Source organism: Photobacterium kishitanii (genome assembly GCF_003026355.1).
Taxonomy (GTDB): domain Bacteria; phylum Pseudomonadota; class Gammaproteobacteria; order Enterobacterales; family Vibrionaceae; genus Photobacterium; species Photobacterium kishitanii.
In genome coordinates, this window is the sequence record NZ_PYON01000008.1 from 20,580 (window position 1) to 42,589 (window position 22,010).

Here is a 22,010-nt window from a genome sequence, read left to right on the forward strand (position 1 = left end):
AGTTAATGAAAAATGCGTATTATTATAATTTATCGCTTGTTGGTATAATTAGCCAGTGTGATGGCTGATTTTAGTGATAAAAATACAGGAAAAAATGATTCATCAGAGACTTTTATATACCGCAATAACACCACAAATTAAGCATAAAGATAACGCGCCATAACGAATGGTTTCTTTCGGTAAAGATTGTGTCGTTTTTAATGCTAGCCAATATCCTGCCCATGCAGCAGGCAGTAAGGGTAAGGTTAACCACAGTTTTTCGAGATTTAAAAATCCAGCAGGAATCAAGGTTATTAATGAGATAATTGAACTAAAAACAAAAAAAGCAGATAGATTACCACGGAGTTGATTCGCTTCTTGATGCTGTAATAGTATGGCCATTGGTGGTCCTCCAATGGCAGAACTAGTACCAAATAATCCAGAGAAAAATCCAGCGATAACCATTCTTGTTGGCGTTGGTTCAATTCTAAAAGGCATTATGCTAATAAAAACGGCCAGTAATACTAATAAACCAACCCACAATGATAAAGTTTGAGTTGAGACAAAAACCAGTAAAGTGGCACCAGCAATAGATCCTGGAATACGACCAAAGATCGCCATCTTTAATCCTCCTAATTCAATATTGCTTCGGTACTTGAGGCTATTAAGCAATGAAATAAACAATGCGACTAAACAGATAGGAGCGGGAACATATTGAGGGGCAATAATAATAAGAATAGGCGCTGAAACTATAGCGAGCCCAAAGCCGATAGCTGTTTGTACAAAAGACCCTACAAAGATCATAGCAATGGCAAGTAAAGTCGTTGGTTCGATGATCATAGTCGTCTTCTTATTAAAAGGGAGCAATAAAGTGACTGCAAAATAATATTATTAGCGTTTAATGTAAATAATAAACTGTCTAGAGAGAGAATAATTGCGAATCGTTAAATCTAAGGAGGAGAAACCATCGATAAAGTACATTGTTGGGTCTTATCGATACAGTCAATCTGTAATTGAATATTACTGAGCCACTGTTGCTGATTAAGAGCTGACCATTCCATTGATGCTTGCCGTTCTCCAGCTTTATAAGTAATGGTGTAATCTGCCGCAGTCAGTCCTTCAATCATGAAAAAACCGTCATCTTCAATCTTATAAGTGAGTTGATGTTGGGTATTGTTGTTGATAAATGTAATCGTAGCTTCTGAATGACCATCAAAATTAGTAATGATACCGTCAAGACCAAAAACCCTATTTAGACGAACGATAACATCAGTAATTCCACCTTTCTGAGTGTTGATTAATAGTGGGTTATATTGTGGTTGCAAGTTAATATCGATGGTTTTGGGATTCAGTTTTAATGCGATGTTATCGGCTATAGCGACACCATCTAATACAAAAATACCATTGGCGTCTGACCGTGTTTTTTTACGATAGATACTAAGGCCAATATTAGGTACTGGCGTGCCAGTATGATCGACGATTTGGCCTCTTACCGTAGCATAACCATAGTGATTAGGATCAATTGATGAGAGTTGCCAATCAGTTACTTTTGAAATTTTTAAGCCATAACTATAGCTAGCTAATAATGAAATTGAATCATGTGTCGCATTCGCGGTCAGTTTTATATTTTGGTTGAATTCAACAGCAACAGATGCTGATACGGTAAGTTCTTTTTTGTAGGAAGCACGAATGTTGTAATAACTTTGATTTGAAGTGATTATTGATGAAAAAAAGCAGTTAACACATTGATAACGGTAATTTGCATTATACAATAATTCGCTATATTGAGATGATTGAAGTAGCTCTAATTCCAATGTTTCTGTTGTACTTCTTATATAATTGGTTGTAAAAGTATACTCCGTATAAGGATTATTATTAGTATGAATATCATTGATCATTAATGAAGCAGATAAGTATGAGTTTAGTTGAGAACGAATGATAATATTGGTATTAATTTTGGTTTTAGTTTGAATAGCATTAATATTGAATGAAGCAATACTATTGTAGTAACGGTATTCAAGTTGGTTAAATCTGGTATCATCATCGTTACTAAAAAGATCTGAACGATTATAATTAATTTTCAGATAATGGTTAGCATTAAAATTAAAATCAACTTCACCTAATAACTTATTTTCCTTTGCAATCCAAGCGAAGGTGATGCCTATATTCGATGTTGGAATTGCACGAAATCCAGCAGTGAGCTCTGTTGCTAATGTAGAGTGAAAAGCACTAATACCTAACGTAAAGTTATCTTTTATTCCGTAACTGAAGCGAGAGCGTTTACGTTGATTTCTATCCATTTCGCCCTGAATAGAATAAGCAAAATATCCTTGTTTTAATACTGATTCTGATGTGTTGGCAATGTGAATTTGAGTGTTGACGATTTCACCAATACCAATACGCTCTTTAAAATTAACCATATCACCAGGCATTACCGAAAAGCCGTCAACAATATATCTACCTGAGTCGTTTGCCTGAACAGTTTTAACGAAAATACCATTAACATAAATATCAACGTACGCATTAGCAAGTGTGCTTCTTTCATCATAGAAACTACCTTCGCCATTAGTTTCATAATTCGTTAGGCTGTAGCCATTTTTAGTTTGGAAAATATTATTTGTTATTGATTCAGGTATAACAACATTACCTATTGTTAGGCTCGCATCTGCGATCAGGTCCTCATAGAAATAGCGGTAGTAGGTAAGGGCGTTATCACTACCCGATTGCATTGATATATCGATAAATTGCTGGTAGTTGCGAAAAAAAAATCGCTTGCTACCTCAGTGTTAATTTGTTGGGTATTATATTGGCTGCTAAGTGCTAAACGACTTTGTATCATTGTTGTATTCGTCGGTGATATACGGGGTTGAGTCGCTAATTTTTTTATTTGTTTGGCTTTTTCTATAGAAATACGGCGAGCGCGGTCTATTGCTTTTTGAATATCTGTAGGTGAAAGGTATTGCGTTTGTATGTTTAAAATATAGCTATCAGTATCCCAATAAACATTGGCATTGAAACAAATGGCAATATCTTTCCAATGTAACCAATATTGTTCTTCAATATAATGGACATTAATATTATGTACTTTTTTGTTTGTTGTGGAATTACAGTGTTTTTCTTTAAAATTGATGGTTGTTTGACCATCATTAGGTCTTAATGCTATAAAATAATGACAACGCTCACTATCACACTTTCTATCAAGTCCATAGAGTAATGGTAGTAGCGTTGATATATTTAAATAAGGTGTTTCATCATCAAGTAGCACTCTAAAAAATGAGTCATAACGTTCATTCGTTTTAATCTCAATAAATGCCTCTGATAACTCATCTGCAAATAATGATGCAGAAATAAAATAAATTAACAGGTAGCTATAAACACACTTTTTGCTGTTCATCATTAATCTTTATTGTTGTTTTTCCATTATAAGCAATATCTAGATCTGATTGACGAAGAAGAATAAATTGCTTATATGTATCGGCACCTAACAATTCTATTTTTTTTTGATAGCGTGAGTTGTTAATGATTGTTAAATGATTTTTACTGCATTTAATAATAGCCTTTGGTGGTGTTGTTCTATCCTTTTTTTGGTAGTAAATAGGAATGGATGAATTAACAAGCATTGCTAGATCAAATGAAATTGATGTGTCTTCATCGGTGGGTGGGTTTAATTTTTTTATTACTTCCTGAGTGAATTTTAAATGAGTACGGTATTCGCCACTCAAGTAGTTATTAGGGATATCTGAAATACGCAGCCTTATAATTTTTCGTTCGTTTGGCATCAAGGTACTTATAACGGGAGGAGAAACACGTAGAAAAGGGGTAAGATCTTCATTTTTTTGATTAATATTCTTATGACGAGTTTGATATTTTGACATAGGTGATTCAACAAAGGAGGGAGATATTCGTACTCTAATAGATTTGTCTCCAGTGTTAGACACGAGAAATTTTTGAGTTGTATTTGCTTCTGTAGTGATCACTCGTAATGGCGCTATTTTCATGTTTGCCATTGAGTAATTAGAAAAAAACATTATAAATATTAATAGCCTATACATTTTTATTCCTTGTTATTTCACATACTCAGCATGTAACATGAGTGAAGTGACTGACTCTCCACTTTTCATGTTTGCCGGTATGATAATTGTTCCATCAATACTTAACTTCTTTGAGTAACCTTTAGAATCTATTGCAACGAGTCCTTTCGTATTAAATCCATCTCTGTACTTTATATTTTTGATGAAAATACTATTATTATTGTTATTTAATGCATCAATTTTTATATAAGAGTTTGGCTTTCCTTTTAATTTAAAACTAAAACTGCCATTTTCAATATTATCTTTAGAAAATTTAACTTGTTGTGAATAATTGCTTTCAATAACAGTGATTATAATATTTTCTTGTTCAATAAAATCAATAGCAAAAATATTTGTACTTATAAAAAGGAAAGCAAATAAATAATTATTGATATACAACCGTAACATTAAACGATCCAGTGTAGTTACCAACGGTCAGTGCTCCTACTGCATTATCTATATCAGCCGTACCACCGGCTTTCACTTCTGTTGCACCACTTAATACAATCGATGAGTGATTAAGATTAATACCTATAATTGGGATGGTTTTTGTTCCATCTGTCGTATGAGTTAAAGTCGCTGTTGTGTCGGTTGTAATATCTGTTGTTGTTCCATCGTGACCACTAATAGTGAATGTCGCTGCACCTCCATCAGTGGTAGCAACAATGACATCTTCCGTTCGATCTGAGAATATCGTACCAAAGTCTAACGGACTGGTTTCTGCGATGGATAGAGGAGGTATAATCTCAATGGTTGCTTGAATACTTCCCACTTCGGCTTGTGCTAACGATGGCATTATTGCTAATGCAACAAAAGCTAATTTTCTCATCGAGTTGCGCATACTACTTCCTCTTATTTGATTACATTTTTCACCTTATTTAAAGTTAGTTGATGAAATTATGAAACTCAATTAATCGATAGCGATGAGGTGGAATAAAAATTAAACAAAATTCCCACTAAAAATCATTAATATTCAATTGGTTATTTTTGTGGTTGGTTTTTTAATGTTAGATAAATAGAATATTCTTATATTTAAGAAGTTTTATGTTGTAGTGTTTATAATTGAAGTGTGTTTAATTAAACAATAAAAATAGCAAAGAATGCTACTTTTATTGTTTAGGGTTATATTTGAATTAAATCTATTTCTCTATTATTTTTTCAACAAAGTGAATATAGATAATTAATATTATATTGATGCTAAATAAATTCAGTAAATATTCAGCATCACGCGCATTAGAGAGTGTTTCACTAAAAAGCATTATGACGGTGACGATGAATGATGCTAGTGCTGACTTTATTAGCCATGGTCTTGTTTTATTAATAAGGAATTCTTTATTAATAATCGACATGAATATAAATAAAAAGGGTAGGCACTGTAATACTATTATTATAGGGAATAAGATATCAAAAAAAGGTGAAAAAAACAAATGACCTATTCGGCTCTTATCCCAGTTGCCGACAATATGATCATGCCAACCGTTCCATGTTAAACCGTAATAGGCTGTTTGAGGATGAATTATCCCTAAAGAAATGCCGACTATTTTATCAAGAAAACCATGTTTTAACCAATATGCTGCTAAAAACAATTGAAGGGGTATTATATATAAAGAAATTTTTTTCACACGTATAGGTCCTAAAAATAATGTAAGTTTATAATAGTTATTTATTAACGTAATATTTTATTTGAATTTAAATATAAATGGAATTGAGATCACAAAATAGGTAATTAATAAAAATGACATTCACCCTGTAAATATAACAAGGTGAATTATTAAATATCATTATTTATTTCATTTAATAACCATTGACGAAATGCTTTATATTTAGGTCGTTGATCAGTGTTTTTTCTACAGACTAGATAATAGCTAGCGGTTGCATCTATAGCGGGTAATGGATTAATCAAGGTCTTTTCAGCTAGAGCCTTTTGAGCAAATTGGTAACGACCCATCACAATTCCCAAAGAGTTTAAAGCTGCTTTCATATAAAGATCACTATGGTTAAAGCTGTATTTTTTTAGATTTGGGTTTATATCACTACCGATAATATCTAACCATTGTTGCCATGCTTGAGATTGGCTACGGTGAATAAATGTTGCGTTGCGTAAGCCTTCAATACCATGTTGCTCAAGGTTTAGTTGTTGGGCATATTCGGCAGTACATAGAGGCATACGTTGCTCATTTAATATTTTTTCGTAGTGTAAGTTTGTTGGTGGTGATTCAAGGTAATAAATAGCAACATCTATCGGTTCATAATCAAAATCATAAGCATTATTTTGAGCTTGTAGACGAATATCTAAATTAGGGTAACGTTGTTGAAAGCGGGCTAATCGAGGCATTAACCAATATGAAGCAAACCCATTTGAGGTGCCAATATAGAGTTCACCACTTAACTCGTCATGAGTGATGTCGTTTAGTTCGGTGTAAATATTATCAAATGAAAGTGAGACTGTTATTTTGAGGCGTTCACCTTCAGGGGTAAGTGCAAGTTGCCGTGTTTTTCTAATAAATAGTTTAAACCCCAACTGTTGCTCAAGTTTTTTCATCCTATGACTAACAGCACTTTGTGACATATTAAGTTCTTGTGCCGCTAGAGTAAAACTTAACGTCCGAGCGGCAATATTGAATACATGCATATTGGCCATGAATATCTGCTGGTCACCCATATTTTGACTCTCTTTTATTTTTATACATGAACAAAACTAATTTATAGCGGTTATTTGTTCGTTTGTGAAGTGTATTGGTTATGGTTTTAATAGGCTCATCTTAATCAAAGGACACTGAACGATGAATACAAAAATGAAGAAGAATCCTCTTAAAGTCGTGATCATTGGTGCTGGCTCTAGCTACACGCCAGAATTGATCGAAGGTATGTTGGCGCGTAAGAATGAAATGACAATTAGCGAGTTATGGTTAGTTGATATAGATGATGGCTGGCACAAAGCTATGACTATAAAATCATTGACTGAACGTATGGTGAAACATGCTGGTGTTGATATGAAAATTCATCTCACTAAAGATCGTCAGCAAGCATTGAAAAATGCCGATTTCATATGCTCACAATTTAGAGTTGGTTGTTTAGAAGGACGTATTCGAGATGAAACCATATCCTTAAAACATGGCATGATAGGTCAAGAAACGAATGGTTTAGGCGGCTTTGCCAATGCGTGTCGAACTATTCCTGTTGCATTAGAAATATGTCGTGAAATCGAACAATTATGTCCAAAAGCGTGGTTGCTTAATTTTACCAATCCATCAGGTATGGTGACAGAAGCTATTTTAAAACAAACTAATGTAAACGTGGTGGGCTTATGTAATGTACCCGTTACGATGCAAAAAGGTGCCGCAAAAATTATTGGTTGTAATGAAGATGAATTAGTTATGCAAATCGCAGGCCTTAATCATCTTGTTTGGGCAACAGAAATTATTCATGACGGTGAAAATAAACTCCCTCAGGTTTTAGACGCTGTTTTAGCTGGTGATAACAGTATGGTACCCCAAAATATTCCTGCTTTTGGATGGCCAACAAAGTTAGTACGAGATATCGGGTTGATTCCATGTGCTTATCTACGTTATTACTACCAAAGCCAAGATATGCTCGATGATGAAGTTATTGAAATGAAAGAGCATAAACTTGGTTGTCGTGCTGAAGTTGTAAAAGATATAGAAAGAAAGCTTTTTGAGATATATGAAAACCCACAGTTAAATGTCAAACCTAAAGAGTTAGAACTACGTGGTGGGCAATATTATTCTGAAGCTGCTTGTGAATTGATGAGTGCTATTCATAACGACAAACGTACTATTATGCATGTTAATACACGTAATAATGGCGCAATAGCAGGGTTACCTGATGATTGTGCTGTCGAAGTGAGTTCAATTATTACCAGTGCCGGCCCTAAACCATTAAATGTTGCTCCATTACCTGTAGATGTACTTCGTTTAATTCAGTTGATGAAAGAATTTGAAACACTCACAGTAAAAGCTGCAATTGACGGTGACTTTAGCGCAGCATTACGTGCATTAGTCCTAAATCCAATCGTACCCACAGGTAAAATCTTGGAGAAAGCATTAGAAGAAACGATTATGGCTAATAGCTGCTATATGCCTCAATTTTCATCTTTAATACAAGAATTAAAAAAGAATAATTAAATGAAGAGGTTGTAGCATGAAACTTATTATGAATGCCGATGATTTTGGACTTACTCCGAAAGTTAACGATGCCATTATTCAGTGTTTACAAGCTGGTATAGTGAAATCAACAACATTGATGATAAATCAAGCGGCTGTTAGTGATGCTATTGTGCGTATTAATGCTGGAGATGTTATAGGAGATGTTGGTTTACATATAACATTAACGGCGGGAAAGCCTATTTTAGCGTCGGAGTTTGTAACGAGTCTTATAGACTCGGATGGTTATTTTCTTAAAAAACCACAATTATTTAGTCGTACTGATGTCGATGCAAAACAAGCCTATCAAGAAATGCACGCGCAATACCAGCGAGCGTTAGATCTTGGTTTTAACCCAAGTCACATTGATAGCCATCACTTTGCTGCAGCACTGCCTCAGTTAAAGTGTGCATTTGTACAGTTTCTTAATGATATTGGTCTACCTGCACGTAGAGTTGATGTGTTTGATGCTGGTTTAGGTGGATTAACTGTGCCCACGACAGATGCCTTTGATATGAACTTTTTTGATCAAGGAGTCTCTGAAGATAAACTTAAACAGTTAATTCTTAAATATCAAAAAATGATACCTAATGGCGTTCTAGAGCTGATGTGCCATCCAGGTTTACAACAAGATTCATTGTTGAGTTCAGTGTCTGGATATGTTGATCTCCGCTATCAAGAATTGCTTATATTAACGGATCCTCAGCTACGATTATGGTTACAAAAGCAGGATATTCAATGTGTCAACTTTAGTAACTTAATATAGTTGGTAGAGAATATGTATTTGTCACAAGTAAGTGAGAATTACATATTCTCTTTTTATTGAACTGGTCATTATTTAGATAGTTTGTCTAAAAAAATCAAACCATTTTTTAAACCATTAGTGGTTAAGGTTTTATAGAAATTATCAATATCAGCTAAATATAGGCTGATAGCTTGTCTTTCTTCATCATTCTTCGTCATATTTAAAAATATAAGACATACAGTACCTGTTCTAGAATGGATCACTTGCTCTAATAATAGCGTACCTGCTTTTGATGATAATTTGATACCTAAGTCTAATGTGTTGTTAGTCATAGCATGGCTAAAAACCGATAATAATTCATTATCAATATCTTCTGCCTGCGAGAATAGAGAGGCGAGGAACTTAACGTGTTTAGTTGCGAGTGCCGCTACCATGTTCTCAAGGCTTTCAGGCATAGGGGATTGCTGCCAATGCAACATGTCATTAGGTGTTACGGTTGTTATTTGACCGCAAGTATTGGCTTTATCTATAGCAATATCATGATTTGAAATATAAAACATATTAAAGCAATGTTGGATCACCCATTCAAAATTGGTTTCTGGTGTAGTGATGTTTTGTTGTGAAAGAATATTAGCAGTGGTGTTTTTTGCTTCACTGTGGAGTGATTGCACCATTAGGTATAGTGTAAAAAATATTTTTCCTTGATGAATCGCCTCATGCATACGATCATCCATTGATGATGAACGAGCTGTTAACTCGGTAAATGCCGCTATCTCCCTAACAGCTGCTTGAATGTGTAGTTCGATACTAATAGTATCATTAAGTCTTGTACTCATTAGCGTATTCCTTTTTCGCTGGTACAGCTTAATTGTGGTACAGATTAGTGATTAATGCATAGTGTAATAGTAGATCTGTGAATAACGTTCACTTTTTCTTAAAGCGTATTTAATTCGCTTAAGCTATTACATAGTGAACTTAAGGAATATACTATTACAAAAATAACTAGATGCATTCACCATGAATATTACTTATAGCGAAAATCGGCATTTACGAAAGTTTTTTCATTTACACGAGCAGTATCAAGCAATTATTTATCAAGATGTAAGAGAACGACTTCCTAATTTGATTGCTAGCCAATCTGCAAAAATAAAGACAGCAAGACAATTACGTAATGACGGCTTAAAAATCTATGAATACAAAATTGTAGCTGCTAAAGACGCAGTATTTCGGTTAGCTTATACGTATTTTAATGACACCATTAACGTTATTTATATTAGTCAAACAATAATAAAGCACCAGTTTTGTAAGTTATTAGAAAAAACAGAACTTGTTGATTAATATATATTATATGAAAATTTTGATGTAAAAATAAGCCGCTAAGTAATCTTAACGGCTTGTTTATATTTAGCTAAGATTTATTCTAGACAGTTTTATTTTATTGCACTATCTACGGGTTCGACCCATAAAACGCCGACTTCTTTTTTTATAACCTTAACGGCTACACCTTTTGCTATTGTTGTATTTGATTTAATTAGCCATTGAATACCGGAGTAATTATATGTGTAGCGTTCTGATGGTAATAAATCCTTTTCGAGTTCAAATGTTATAACTGCAAAATCACTATTTATATCAGTTTGAGCTGTTTTATTTTGTAATTTTTTCAAGGGTTTCCAGAGTGCAAGTGTTAGCAATAACGTTATGATTGCCAAGGTTGAAATGGTACTCAACCAATTAGCTTCAACCATGCCAATATAAATTAACCCACTGGTTAGGAGCATAGCGATGCCAAAAAATAGCAATACTAGCGTACTGCAACCGAGTATCAGAACTTCAATGATAAGAGCTAATAAGCCTAATACCACTAATGTTTGTGGAATATTGCCAAACATACAACACCTTAGCTCTAAGAATTACCTTTTTGAGCTTTATTTATAGAGTTAATGATTGATAGACCTTGAGCAACCATTGAACTTGCGTTTGTTGCGTCGTCTGCTAGAAGAACAACAGATGATTCTTTTGCAATGGCTTTCTTTGCTTCAATGGCTTTAGTTGCTAATTCAAGTTGAATCGCTTTCTGGCCTTGTTCTGTATCAGCCGCTTCACCTATTTTGCGTAATGCCTGTGCTTGTGCATCAGCAACCGCCAAAATTGCTGCAGCTTCACCTTCAGCCCTAAGAATTTGTTCTTGCTTATCAGCTTCAGCAGCTAGAACTTGAGCTTGTTTTTTACCTTCAGCAACGTTGATAGCGGATTGTCGATCGCCTTCAGACTCAAGAATTTGTGCTCTTTTTTCACGCTCAGCTTTCATCTGAGCTTCCATTGCTTCCATAACAGAGCTCGGTGGCACAATGTCTTTAATTTCGTATCGTAGCACTTGTACACCCCAAGGATCTGAGGCTGTATTGATAGCAGCAACAATGTTAGCGTTTAAAAGATCTCGTTCTTCAAATGTTTTATCTAACTCCATTTTGCCTAATTCACTACGCATCGTGGTTTGTGCTAATTGAGTAACAGCAAATCTGTAATCATCAACACCATAAGTCGCTTTATATGGTTCAAGAACGCGGAAATAAAGTACACCGTCAACGACAAGACTAATATTATCTTTCGTTATCGCTGACTGTGATGGAACATCGACAGCTGTTTCTTTCAGGCTTCGTTTTGCACCAATACTATCAATGAATGGAATAATGAAATTTAGACCAGCTTCTTTGGTAGAGCGGTATTTACCAAAACGTTCAATAAGCCATGCTTGGTTTTGTGGTACAAAAATAATACTTAATTTAAGTGTAACTACAATAAATATCAGTAAGTATAATTGTGGACTGGTGAGTAGGTTAGTAATGAGATCGAGCGGCATTTTATACGTTCCTTATGTTTATTACCGATTAATATTAAGTTTATACTGTGAGCAAATAAAGCCTTATTATACCTGTTTCTTATCCCGATAATATACAATTGAATTTGAGATGTGTAGTCATTTGAAAATTTAACTATTGCGATAAAAGCTCAAAAAAGAAGATTTAAGCTAGTAAAGTTAATCAGAGAGTAATTAATCGTATAAAAATGCCACAGAATATAAAACTGGGCATGTTAAGACGATTTATATAAGAAAAGTAAAAATAGTGCTCTAGCGCTGTTCTAGTGGGTATGAACGGTAGCTCCACATACCATAAGTGCGAAGAGCATCACGGTATATACCGAGTAGTTCCTTATCTGAAGGGATCACTAATGTTGATAGCGGTTTATCAGCAACACTAATACTGTCAAAGGTGATACCGCGAGGTCCTGTTTGCCAACTGGCAATATCAAACAGTGTTTGGCCTCGACGAACATGACTTGCTGAACTGATAATTGTTGCGTGATCAATGTTGTGACGAGCTAATGCATAACTAACATATAATGCATTTTCAACGGTACTTCGCGCATAGTTATCTTCAATAATACGCTGCTGAGGAACACCATGTTGAATGAGCCAGTCAGCCATTAATTTAGCTTCAGTCTGATGATTTAGAGGCATACCTCCAGTGACAATGATCAAAGCCTTCGGTGACTGTTTTGCCAAACTTAAGGTTTTTTTGAGACGCTGAATAAGAATATCATTCATTGTTCCATCTGGATTTAAAGCATAGCCTAAAGTGACGATGGCAGTATTGCCATTATAGGACTTGAGTGGCGTACTTTTCAGTGGAATTGCAACAATATGATCTATTGTATTAATTATGTGTTCTATATCTGCTTGACGACCAGGATTGAGTGAGGCTAGCTTTGTCATTTGTTTTATAGACGCTGCATTATTACCCTTGAAGTTATGCCATACAGCAAGGTATGACAAAATATCAATATCATTAGGAGCGACAGTTTGTGCTTGCGTAAAGAGTGCAATTGCGCGATCAACATTGCCATTATATATTTGCGCGTTTGCTGCTGAAATGAGTAAGTCTGTCCGATAAGGTTCAAGTTTATATGCTTTTAATAGCCGTGAAGTAACAATCTCAAGGTTGCTTGGCATTTTTGCGGTAAAGCCCGCATGAGAGATACGAGATGGTGATTGAAATGCAATAAGAGCGTCGGTGAGTAATTGATTGACGACTTGGCGTTTAGTTGTGTATTGAGTAATGTCTGTCGAAGGAGTAATACTTTGCAAGGGAACTGAAGTATTGGCAAATGTAATAGTAGAACTCAAGCAAAGTAAGCTAGCAATTAAAGTTGAAATTATATTCTTTTTCATCGTCATTTAGGTATTATTATTTTGGTTAGAAATATACTAAATTGAGATGATCAAGAATGTGATCATTACGTGATATTTATTGTTAACTAATTGTATGTTTTAATGATAGTGCCATGATCATCATTAATGACGGAATTGGATTTTCTCACAAGTTTCGTCAATAGTATTCCGTAGGGATTACACTTACTTAAAAGTGTTCTGCTGGTAGTAATGTTAATGGGTTATTTTTACTGCTGTGTAGCCAATAGAGGCCCGAATTTTCACCTAAGATCAGTTGTAAGCGCTTCTGAGCTGCAATTATATAGTCATAGCGAATAGCATTATTTTTATATGAATTTGATTTATTATCGTCATCTGAGAAAATAACTGCTTTATTTTCACTTAAATTAGTATTGTTTTGATAAGCCCAATGAAAAACTTCAGGTGTTATTTTTAGAGTTGCAATGAATTGAGAATCTTTTTTGGTTATCTTTAATGATTCTGCTGATAGTGAGAGAGCTTGGTAACGACCTGTTTTTTTATCTGCAATAAAGCTGACTTTCGAATAATCAAAAACATTGCTTTGATCAGTTGGTGAAATATAAAAATTTGATACCTTAGATATTAAACCGTAATTACCTATATATGAGCGGTAAACGACAGATAAAGGTTCATATAATGACTCCGATGTAATACTTACATTTTCATGAAAGAGTTTTTTATTATCGATAATAAGATGAGTAAAGCTATTCCATTTATTGGCGGAAATTTTATAACTGAAATCAGTCATTGGTTTACATTGGTTTGTTTCAGGTGTTACTTGACACCAAGCGATAGAGTAAAAGTCATCTGCTTTATAAAAAAATATCTTTTTATTTGTAGCAGTGATTTTGCCATATTTATTTATTTGTTGTGAAAAAAGAGCTTTTGTTTTGTTCCTTAAATCAACTTGTTGTTCTAAATTTTTGGTGATGAACGTAATATTATTCGTGCCGATATTTTCATGCTCAATTAGAAAATGAGTAGGTTCTGTTTGAGAAGGCGACATATACCATACACAACTACCAAATAGTGTTATGGCAAGGATAGCAGCAGAAATAATGGTTTTTTTGTTAATATTACTAATAGTACTGTTTGATTTTTGTTCGCTTAGATCGACTTCTTCACGGGTGAATTCGCGAATTTGATAACCAACTCTAGGCAAGGTTTCAATCACATCACCTTTATTTTTCTCATTAAGTTTTACCCGTAACGCTCGAATAACTTGAAATAATGAGGCTTCAGTAACGATACGATCAGGCCAACCCACTTTAAGTAAGTCATCTTTAGTTACTGGAGTACTGTGATTCTCAATAAGATAGCTGAGAATATATTGTTCTGACAAATTTAGCTTGAGCGTAGATTCGGATGTTTTAAGTACTCCTTGACTTGCTATGAAGCATACTTTTGTCCGAAATCTTATTTGCTCAATATTTACCATTTATAAACCTTGAATATTATTAGCTAGTCTATCAATTCTATCATGAAAGAGTTATAAAATGACTTATAGGTGTTAAAAGTTACACCTGATAGTTGTGTTTACATTTATAATATTAATTATTGACATAAAATACAACAGGCTAGGTGATTATTAATGTGGTAAATAAAAGATAAGCGATTAATAAGAATACTATAAATCAATAATAAATAGGAATATACCAAATAAGCAACTTCCTATTATTAGATACTATTTTTTATCCATATAAATGATGTTATTTGACGTAATCTTTACATTCAAAGAGATTAATTATAAAAACCATGAATATAAACGTTCAATTAAAGAAAGAGTATTTATACTCTTTCTTTAAATATTAATTATGATTGCAATAAATATTACTTTTGAAAAATTTCAGTGAACTCACGCTTCATAGGTGGGTTACGACGGGCTTTTTTCAATTGCTTACACATATCTTTGACGCAATTAACCAGTACCTTATCAAGCATTGATGCCTTATACTCAGCTTGCTCATCAGCACTCATGTCTTCTGGGAATTTGGTATCTTGCATTTCACCAAGAAAGTCAACGCCAGAATAGCTTTGGCTTAATGCAACTAGAGAGTGAAATTGCTCAAAATTATCCAAAACATTTTGTGCGCTTGCTGGTAATGCGTTCCATGCTTCACGTGATGTAGGCTCTGATACCTTATAAACGTTTACAAGCATATCAATCAACTCTGCTGGTACTTCCTCAAATTTGACTACTTGGCGAAGTTCTGGAGAACAGTCATCTAATGTGAATACTGTTTCTTCGATGATTTGCTCTTCGTTGTTATTAATTTCAGACATAGTTTTTCCTAACGCATTGTGTTTTGAGAGGAGGAATCCTATATTCCTACTGATAAATGTCAATATATGATTATAAAAGACATAATAAAATTTATTTTAGTGGATAGTCATGGTGTAATCACGTTGTTAAAGGACTTTTTTAAAAATAGGCATATATGGCACGAATAATGCAATTTGTTTTATATTATATGCTTGCTATCGTGAAGGATTTAATATGGGCGTGATGCGGATTTTAATGGCCGATGATATCGCTAGTGAGAGATTATACTTAACGGCATGTTTAACAAACCTTGGTCATCATGTTAAGTCGGTTTCATCAGGGGCTGAACTCTTGAAATGTTATTCAGAATTTCAGCCTGATTTGTTATTAATTGATATTGAGATGCCAGAGCAAAATGGTATTGAATTAGTTCATACCATTCGTCTTCAGTACCCCGAATGGGTACCTATTATCTTTTTAAGTGGTCTTAATGAGCCCCATGTTATTGCTAAGGCGATTGAGGTTGGCGGGGATGATTATTTAGTTAAGCCAGTAAATCCGATTATTTTAGCAGCAAAAATGCAGGCAATGAGCCGTATCGCAGTTATGCGGCAACGGTTAGAACATACTACGGTACAGTTGCAAAAGGTAAATAAATTATTGTTAGAACAGGTAAATGAAGATCCATTGACTAAGCTTGCTAATCGTCGATATCTTGATCAAAAGTTAAAAGAGTTTATCGCATTACATGGACGAAATAGTTTACCGTTAACGATTATCTTACTGGATGTGGATTTTTTTAAATTATTTAATGATTTCCAAGGGCATATAGAAGGGGATAATTGCCTTAAATTATTGTCCTCTAATCTGAAAAGAACATTTAATCGAGCCGGTGAAGTTTGTGGTCGCTATGGTGGTGAGGAATTTATTGTATTAATTTGTAATTGTGATGAAAAACAAGCAATTAAAGAGTGTCAGCGGCTAAAGGATTCGATTCGACGATTAGCTATACCGCATGAGAATTCGTTAATTAGTGATAAATTAACGGTGAGCCAAGGCGCTATTTCATGGGTTCCTACGGGATTGGAGTTAGTTGAGAATTTATACCAAGCGGTTGATACTTTATTATATCAAGCGAAAGAAAATGGCCGTGATCAATTTGTGACATCAGAATATCCATATTCTTTAGTTAGCCATAATGAAAACTAACTTTTACTTGTCCATGGTCAAAATTCATGCATTTGATGACCTAACTACTTGCTGGTAAAGATAAATGTGCTAGTCTTCTTAGTGTATTTTGACACTATATTATAACAATGGCTTTTTGAGTGATAAGTGTCGAGATATTACGTTTACGAGAAAGCCATTAGGTAATATGAATAGGATGATCATGGATATGCAATTAACAGAACAACAGGCTCGAGTTATTGGTTGCTTACTTGAGAAAGAAATTACTACTCCAGATCAATACCCTTTAACGCTTAATGCGTTGACGACAGCATGTAATCAAAAATCAAGCCGTGAACCCGTAATGGCGCTTGAGGAAGCAACAGTACTTGATACTCTTGAAGAGCTTAAAGAAAAGCGTATGGTGAGTGACGTATCAAGTTTTGGCAGTCGTGTATCTAAGTTTCAGCACCGTTTTTGCAATACTGAGTTTGGTTCGTTGCAATTTACTAAACAAGAGCTTGCTGCAATTATTGTATTGTTATTACGAGGGCCACAGAGTGCGGGTGAAATTCGTACTCGAACTAATCGTTTATGTGATTTTTCTGATACGCAAGAGGCTGAAGCGGTACTTGAGCAATTAGCATCAACTGCCAAGGGACCTTATGTTGTTAAATTACCTAAAGAGTCGGGTAAACGTGATTGTCGTTATATGCATTTACTCAGTGGTGAGATTGATATCGATAATTACACGCCGATGAAGTCTACGGCAGCAAGTAGCACTATTAACGAAGAGCGAATTATTGCATTAGAGCAAGATGTAGAACAATTAAAGCAGCAAGTTATTGAATTGCAAGCAATGTTAGAATCATTAACAGAATAGTTTCTATTATTTGGGAATACTGGTAGATTACTCAGTCTGTATTCTTACAGTTTTATTGCTTATGTAGGCTCAACATTATGTGTTGAGCCTGTTTGTTTTATGGCTTGTTATTATGTCTACCACACCTTGGTTTGTTTATCTTATACGTACTCGTAAAGGGACTCTTTATTGTGGTGTTACCACTGATGTTTGCCGTCGTTTTGAAGAACATCAACATAGTAAAAAAGGGGCTAAGTACCTTAAAGGTAAAGGACCTTTAACATTAATGTGGTCGCAGCAGGTGAAGTCTAAACGTGATGCAATGCAGTTTGAATATCGAATTAAAAAACGTTTAACAAAAACACAAAAAGAAGATCTTATTCAGCAAGATATCTCCTTATATAGGTTGTTTTCTGATTAAAACAACCACAGTATTTTTTGTGTACGCGAGTTATATATGTGATGTATTAGTTGCGGACACTGTTATTTAGAAATAGTTATAATCATAAAGGGTTTCCCATGGCGATCAGTGCCACTATATATAAAGTAAACATTAACGTAGCAGACATGGATCGCCATGTTTATCTCGATGGTCAGCATACAGTTGCTTGTCATCCATCAGAAACATTACAGCGCTTTATGCTGCGTGTGCTTGCTTGGGGATTAAATGCAGATACAGACTTACAATTTACGAAAGGAGTAAGCTCTGCAGAAGAACCCGACTTATGGACTAAAAACTTAGTAGATGAAATCGAATTATGGGTTGAGTTAGGTTTGCCTGATGAGAAACGTATTCGTAAAGCATCGCATCGTGCGAAGAAAGTGATTGTTTATGCCTATGGTGATCATGCAGCTCCCGTATGGTGGCAAGCGAATAAAGCTAAGATCAGTGCTTTAAAGAATGTATCTGTCGTATTTATTCGTGATGAATCATTAAAAAGTTTAGAGCAGTTGGTTGAACGTTCAATGCAACTACAGTTAACGATTGAAAGTGAACAAGCATGGCTAAGCGATCAACATGGTACAAGTATTACGATTGTGCCTGAATGGTGGCAACGGTAACGAATACAACAGATAATTTATAGTGGAATAAGTGCAGACTTGTTCCATTTTTTTTGCTTATTTTCCAGTGATTTTTGAACAATTAGGATCGTCATTGTTCATTGATAGTATATTAAGTCATCTCATGGTAGCGTGACTATAGTTCTGATTAACGAATCAAAATAGTACTTATTATGAGAATGATATTTTGAATATTAGCAATGTGCAAATTATCGCCATAATTATTAAAATAACAAATTTAGATAACAAAAGGACTGTTTATGCCATCGGGAATTTATCGTTCAGCTAAAATTGTTTGGGATTATCATTTATTGCATCAACCATTAGTTAAAAGTGATTGTTTGTTTGTGCTTGGCAGTAATGACGTTCGAGTGGCAGAGTATGCTGCTCAACTTTTTTTACAAGGTTATGCTCCTTATATTGTTTTTTCTGGCAATGTGGGCGAAATCACTCAGGGGTTATTTCCATGTTCAGAAGCCGAGCATTTTGCCAATATTGCGCGTGAAATGGGGGTACCAAATGATTGTATTTATATTGAGCCTCTGGCAACCAATACTGGGGATAATATAATAAAAACCCGCGAGCTACTACACGCTAAAAAGCTTGATCCACAGCGATTCATTTTGGTTCAAAAACCATTTATGGAGCGTCGGACTCTTGCTACATTTGAAAAGCAATGGCCCAATAAAGCCGCATTAGTGACTTCACCACCGTTAATGTTTGATGAGTTTGCCAATGATGTTATTAGTTACGGTGATGTTGTGAATGTTATGGTAGGGGATCTACAACGCATTCGTTATTATCCGGCGTTAGGCTTTGCAACTGAACAAATAATTCCGCAACAGGTGTGGCAAGCATATCAATATTTAGTCGCAGCAGGGTTTGATGATCATTTATCGGCAGATCTTCCAAGAGATTGATCTTGATATAATAAAAAGGCGTGTTTCTTAATATAAGAAACACGCCTTTTTTATTTGTCATAATTTATATGGCTATTAACCAGCAGCAACATTATCTTCAGGATAAACCAGTAGCGTTGGCTTTGGACGAGCTAACATATACGCTAATGTTAACGGTCCGAGACGACCAATAATCATCACGACAATGATGATGTATTTACCTGGTTCTGATAGCGTCGCACTTAAGCCTGCTGTAACACCAACGGTTGCAAAGGCTGAAATAGTCTCAAACATCACCTCATAAAACGGCGCTTTTTCCGTTAGCATTAAAGCAAACATTGCGATCAACAATACAATGCCACTAACCACAATAATCGCTAATGATTTAGTCACAGTTTGGTTTGAAATTGTGCGTTTAAAAAGTACGACGCGATCACGCTGTTTTAAGAATGACCACGTAGCTAAAATAGCAACAACAAAGGTCGATACCTTAATACCACCACCGGTTGAGGTTGAGCCCGCACCAATAAGCATTAATAGCATTAGAACTAACAATCCAGGCTCAGTAAAAGCACCAATGTTAACGCTATTAAATCCAGCTGTACGTACTGTTGCTGATTGGAAAAATGCAGCAAGCCATTGACCGGAAGTATTTAAGCTTCCCAGAGTTTGCATATTATCGTGCTCCAGTAACCAAATCATCACTGTACCTACTAATAATAATATTGGTGTTGCAATAATCATTATTTTTGAATGTAGTGACAAAAAGTGAAAGCCACGATGTGCGTTACGCTGTAAATCTGAAATAACAGTAAAGCCTAAACCACCTAAGATAAATAACATGGCAATGGTAATGATCACTAATGGGTCATCGACATATTGAGTTAAATTATCAGAAAATAGTGAGAATCCGGCGTTATTAAAGGCTGATATTGAGTGAAAAACAGCAGTAAACAGGCCTTTATCCCATCCCATCATCGGCACCCAGCGTAATGATAGAAAAAAGGTTCCGATTAGTTCACATATAATCACAAAAATAATAATGTGCTTAACCAGTAGACGGATATTGATGAATTTCTCTTGCCCGAGTTGCTCTTTTGTTAGCGATTGTTGACGTAGACTAACGCGTAAGCCAAACATATATAACAAAACAGCAGATAGGGTCATTTGTCCAAGACCACCGATCTGCATTAAGATCATTAATAGTACTTTACCACTGGTGGAAAAGTGAGTGCCTGTATCTACAACGCCAAGTCCTGTAACGCTAATAGCGGATGTTGCAGTAAAAAGTGCATCAACAAAACTTAAGCCTGAAACAGAAAAGACTGGTAGCGTTAATAAAATAGCGCCAGGGATCAGTATAGCCAAAAAACTAAAAATAATGATTTTTGGCTCAGACCAACGTTTACGCTTTTCTGTTTTTATAGGGACATACATCGCCCGATTTGGGATAAAACTCATAACTTTCTTAATGTTTCTGATAGTACGTCTTCAGGGCCAGTAATAATAAGGATATCACCAACTTGCATTTCCATAGTCATATCAGGTGCTTTACGTACTTCTGGACCACGTTTAAGTGCTAACACTTGTGTTTCATCGCTACTTGCACATGGGTGTTGTGAAATAGGTTTACCCATATTACGTGCAGTCACTACAACTTCAGCTAATGAAATACCACTGCCAAGTTCTGAGAATTCGAAAACACGTTTATCTAACATGTTACGAGCGATACGAATACCCATATCGCGCTCTGGTCTTATGATTTTATCAGCGCCAATTTTTGAAAGGATTTTACAATGTGGAGTATCTTTGGCTTTGACCCAAACGGTTTTTACACCTGCATCTTTTAATAAAAGTGTTGTTAAAATATTAGCATTAATATCATCACCAATTGCAACCATCACTAAATCATAATCGTCAAGTTTCAGTTCAGCAATTGTAGCTTCGTTTGAACAATCAGCGACGACAGCTTGTGTTGCTATATCCGCAGCTTGGCGAACACATGTTTCATTAACGTCTATAGCTAATACTTGCGCTCCGCGTTCACTAAGTTCTTCACATAGCGACATACCAAATCGGCCGAGGCCAATAACAGCAAACTGTTTATCTTCAGGATTCATTCTTTTTCCCCACATTACTTTAGTGTAATGCTTTATTTGTTTTGTTGTTGATTGTAAAAACATTAAGTTAACAAATTAGCTATCACCATGCTATCTGAGTATCCTTCTCGTCATGTCATTTCTTGTTATGACGATAGACATAGCAATATCAAATTCCGGTTAGGTATAATTTTCGGATATTGCTCGCATTTTTTATGTAATTCAAGTTAATGAATTCTAGTTTTTATTCATAGTTTACTACAGTAAGATGATGAGTTTAGTGTAACTGTTTGATTAGAAATGTTTTTCTATTTATTTTGTATATTGTTATCAATTTTTTTATTGAAAAAAGTAATCTTATATTTAGCTCTAATTATGTTATTTACTCATTATATGTCGAATTATCAGCCAATCTTATGTTGATCTATTGTTTCGATGAGCTAAAAATA

The 22,010-nt window shown here is 34.9% G+C and carries 24 protein-coding genes; 8 read left to right on the plus strand and 16 right to left on the minus strand.

Going from position 1 to position 22,010, the window contains the following annotated elements; all coding sequences use genetic code 11:
* Positions 1-102: 102 nt before the first annotated feature.
* The 8 genes from C0W29_RS10740 to C0W29_RS10775 form a co-directional block, all read right to left on the minus strand.
* Entirely contained in the window at positions 103-819 is a 717-nt protein-coding gene (locus C0W29_RS10740; RefSeq protein ID WP_036789876.1) for a sulfite exporter TauE/SafE family protein, read from the minus strand.
* A 110-nt stretch (positions 820-929) separates the two neighbouring features.
* Positions 930-2,708 (minus strand): carboxypeptidase-like regulatory domain-containing protein, encoded by a 1,779-nt coding sequence (locus C0W29_RS10745; RefSeq protein WP_045041135.1) that lies wholly within the window; start codon positions 2,706-2,708, stop codon positions 930-932.
* Positions 2,651-3,373 carry a hypothetical protein gene (locus C0W29_RS10750; RefSeq protein WP_045041136.1) on the minus strand — a complete coding sequence of 241 codons (723 nt, stop codon included), beginning with the start codon at positions 3,371-3,373 and terminating at the stop codon, positions 2,651-2,653. Before C0W29_RS10750 ends, C0W29_RS10745 begins: the two co-directional genes overlap by 58 nt.
* Positions 3,348-3,854 carry a fimbrial biogenesis chaperone gene (locus tag C0W29_RS10755; RefSeq protein WP_146145908.1) on the minus strand — a complete coding sequence of 169 codons (507 nt, stop codon included), beginning with the start codon at positions 3,852-3,854 and terminating at the stop codon, positions 3,348-3,350. The genes C0W29_RS10750 and C0W29_RS10755 overlap by 26 nt, the downstream gene beginning before the upstream one ends.
* A gap of 189 nt (positions 3,855-4,043) precedes the next feature.
* A complete protein-coding gene (locus C0W29_RS10760) occupies positions 4,044-4,457 on the minus strand; it encodes a hypothetical protein (RefSeq protein ID WP_045044641.1) in 414 nt (137 codons plus the stop codon).
* Positions 4,435-4,890: a DUF4402 domain-containing protein gene (locus C0W29_RS10765; protein ID WP_036789881.1), complete on the minus strand. Its 456-nt coding sequence runs from the start codon at positions 4,888-4,890 to the stop codon at positions 4,435-4,437. The genes C0W29_RS10760 and C0W29_RS10765 overlap by 23 nt, the downstream gene beginning before the upstream one ends.
* A gap of 298 nt (positions 4,891-5,188) precedes the next feature.
* On the minus strand, positions 5,189-5,671 hold the full coding sequence (locus tag C0W29_RS10770; protein WP_045044642.1) for a hypothetical protein: 483 nt from the start codon (positions 5,669-5,671) through the stop codon (positions 5,189-5,191).
* A 149-nt stretch (positions 5,672-5,820) separates the two neighbouring features.
* Complete coding sequence (locus C0W29_RS10775) at positions 5,821-6,711, minus strand: LysR substrate-binding domain-containing protein (protein ID WP_045041139.1); 891 nt, start codon at positions 6,709-6,711, stop codon at positions 5,821-5,823.
* Between the two features lie 133 nt (positions 6,712-6,844).
* Here C0W29_RS10775 and C0W29_RS10780 point away from each other — a divergent pair, with 133 nt between their 5' ends.
* Together C0W29_RS10780 and C0W29_RS10785 are read left to right on the plus strand one after the other, a co-directional pair.
* Positions 6,845-8,194 carry a 6-phospho-beta-glucosidase gene (locus tag C0W29_RS10780; protein WP_045041449.1) on the plus strand — a complete coding sequence of 450 codons (1,350 nt, stop codon included), beginning with the start codon at positions 6,845-6,847 and terminating at the stop codon, positions 8,192-8,194.
* A gap of 16 nt (positions 8,195-8,210) precedes the next feature.
* Positions 8,211-8,978: a carbohydrate deacetylase gene (locus C0W29_RS10785; RefSeq protein ID WP_045041140.1), complete on the plus strand. Its 768-nt coding sequence runs from the start codon at positions 8,211-8,213 to the stop codon at positions 8,976-8,978.
* 68 nt (positions 8,979-9,046) lie between these two features.
* On the opposite strand, the gene C0W29_RS10790 is transcribed toward C0W29_RS10785, so the two are convergent.
* Complete coding sequence (locus C0W29_RS10790) at positions 9,047-9,793, minus strand: hypothetical protein (RefSeq protein WP_045041141.1); 747 nt, start codon at positions 9,791-9,793, stop codon at positions 9,047-9,049.
* A gap of 181 nt (positions 9,794-9,974) precedes the next feature.
* On the opposite strand from C0W29_RS10790, the gene C0W29_RS10795 reads away from it, so the two are divergent.
* Positions 9,975-10,295: a hypothetical protein gene (locus C0W29_RS10795; RefSeq protein WP_036789887.1), complete on the plus strand. Its 321-nt coding sequence runs from the start codon at positions 9,975-9,977 to the stop codon at positions 10,293-10,295.
* Positions 10,296-10,387: 92 nt separating this feature from the next.
* On the opposite strand, the gene C0W29_RS10800 is transcribed toward C0W29_RS10795, so the two are convergent.
* The 5 genes from C0W29_RS10800 to C0W29_RS10820 all read right to left on the minus strand — a co-directional run bounded on the left by C0W29_RS10800 (position 10,388) and on the right by C0W29_RS10820 (position 15,492).
* Positions 10,388-10,846 (minus strand): NfeD family protein, encoded by a 459-nt coding sequence (locus tag C0W29_RS10800; RefSeq protein WP_045044643.1) that lies wholly within the window; start codon positions 10,844-10,846, stop codon positions 10,388-10,390.
* Positions 10,847-10,860: 14 nt separating this feature from the next.
* Positions 10,861-11,817: an SPFH domain-containing protein gene (locus tag C0W29_RS10805; protein ID WP_036789889.1), complete on the minus strand. Its 957-nt coding sequence runs from the start codon at positions 11,815-11,817 to the stop codon at positions 10,861-10,863.
* 270 nt (positions 11,818-12,087) lie between these two features.
* Positions 12,088-13,188 carry a YdcF family protein gene (locus tag C0W29_RS10810; RefSeq protein WP_045041142.1) on the minus strand — a complete coding sequence of 367 codons (1,101 nt, stop codon included), beginning with the start codon at positions 13,186-13,188 and terminating at the stop codon, positions 12,088-12,090.
* Positions 13,189-13,375: 187 nt separating this feature from the next.
* Positions 13,376-14,647 carry a winged helix-turn-helix domain-containing protein gene (locus tag C0W29_RS10815; RefSeq protein ID WP_045044644.1) on the minus strand — a complete coding sequence of 424 codons (1,272 nt, stop codon included), beginning with the start codon at positions 14,645-14,647 and terminating at the stop codon, positions 13,376-13,378.
* 392 nt (positions 14,648-15,039) lie between these two features.
* Positions 15,040-15,492 carry a DUF3069 domain-containing protein gene (locus C0W29_RS10820; RefSeq protein ID WP_036789895.1) on the minus strand — a complete coding sequence of 151 codons (453 nt, stop codon included), beginning with the start codon at positions 15,490-15,492 and terminating at the stop codon, positions 15,040-15,042.
* Positions 15,493-15,706: 214 nt separating this feature from the next.
* Here C0W29_RS10820 and C0W29_RS10825 point away from each other — a divergent pair, with 214 nt between their 5' ends.
* The 5 genes from C0W29_RS10825 to C0W29_RS10845 all read left to right on the plus strand — a co-directional run bounded on the left by C0W29_RS10825 (position 15,707) and on the right by C0W29_RS10845 (position 19,483).
* The gene (locus C0W29_RS10825) at positions 15,707-16,681 is read left to right on the plus strand and encodes a GGDEF domain-containing response regulator (protein ID WP_045041143.1); all 975 of its coding nucleotides are present in this window, start codon (positions 15,707-15,709) and stop codon (positions 16,679-16,681) included.
* A gap of 181 nt (positions 16,682-16,862) precedes the next feature.
* The gene (locus C0W29_RS10830; RefSeq protein WP_045041144.1) at positions 16,863-17,522 is read left to right on the plus strand and encodes a YceH family protein; all 660 of its coding nucleotides are present in this window, start codon (positions 16,863-16,865) and stop codon (positions 17,520-17,522) included.
* Positions 17,523-17,634: 112 nt separating this feature from the next.
* Complete coding sequence (locus C0W29_RS10835; RefSeq protein WP_045041145.1) at positions 17,635-17,922, plus strand: GIY-YIG nuclease family protein; 288 nt, start codon at positions 17,635-17,637, stop codon at positions 17,920-17,922.
* Between the two features lie 98 nt (positions 17,923-18,020).
* A complete protein-coding gene (locus tag C0W29_RS10840) occupies positions 18,021-18,563 on the plus strand; it encodes a YaeQ family protein (protein ID WP_045041146.1) in 543 nt (180 codons plus the stop codon).
* Between the two features lie 260 nt (positions 18,564-18,823).
* Positions 18,824-19,483 carry a YdcF family protein gene (locus tag C0W29_RS10845; protein WP_045044645.1) on the plus strand — a complete coding sequence of 220 codons (660 nt, stop codon included), beginning with the start codon at positions 18,824-18,826 and terminating at the stop codon, positions 19,481-19,483.
* A 75-nt stretch (positions 19,484-19,558) separates the two neighbouring features.
* Here C0W29_RS10845 and C0W29_RS10850 read toward each other — a convergent pair whose 3' ends face one another.
* Both C0W29_RS10850 and C0W29_RS10855 read right to left on the minus strand, forming a co-directional pair.
* Positions 19,559-20,923 carry a TrkH family potassium uptake protein gene (locus C0W29_RS10850; protein ID WP_036789910.1) on the minus strand — a complete coding sequence of 455 codons (1,365 nt, stop codon included), beginning with the start codon at positions 20,921-20,923 and terminating at the stop codon, positions 19,559-19,561.
* Positions 20,920-21,582 carry a potassium channel family protein gene (locus C0W29_RS10855; RefSeq protein ID WP_036789913.1) on the minus strand — a complete coding sequence of 221 codons (663 nt, stop codon included), beginning with the start codon at positions 21,580-21,582 and terminating at the stop codon, positions 20,920-20,922. Before C0W29_RS10855 ends, C0W29_RS10850 begins: the two co-directional genes overlap by 4 nt.
* Positions 21,583-22,010: the final 428 nt, after the last annotated feature.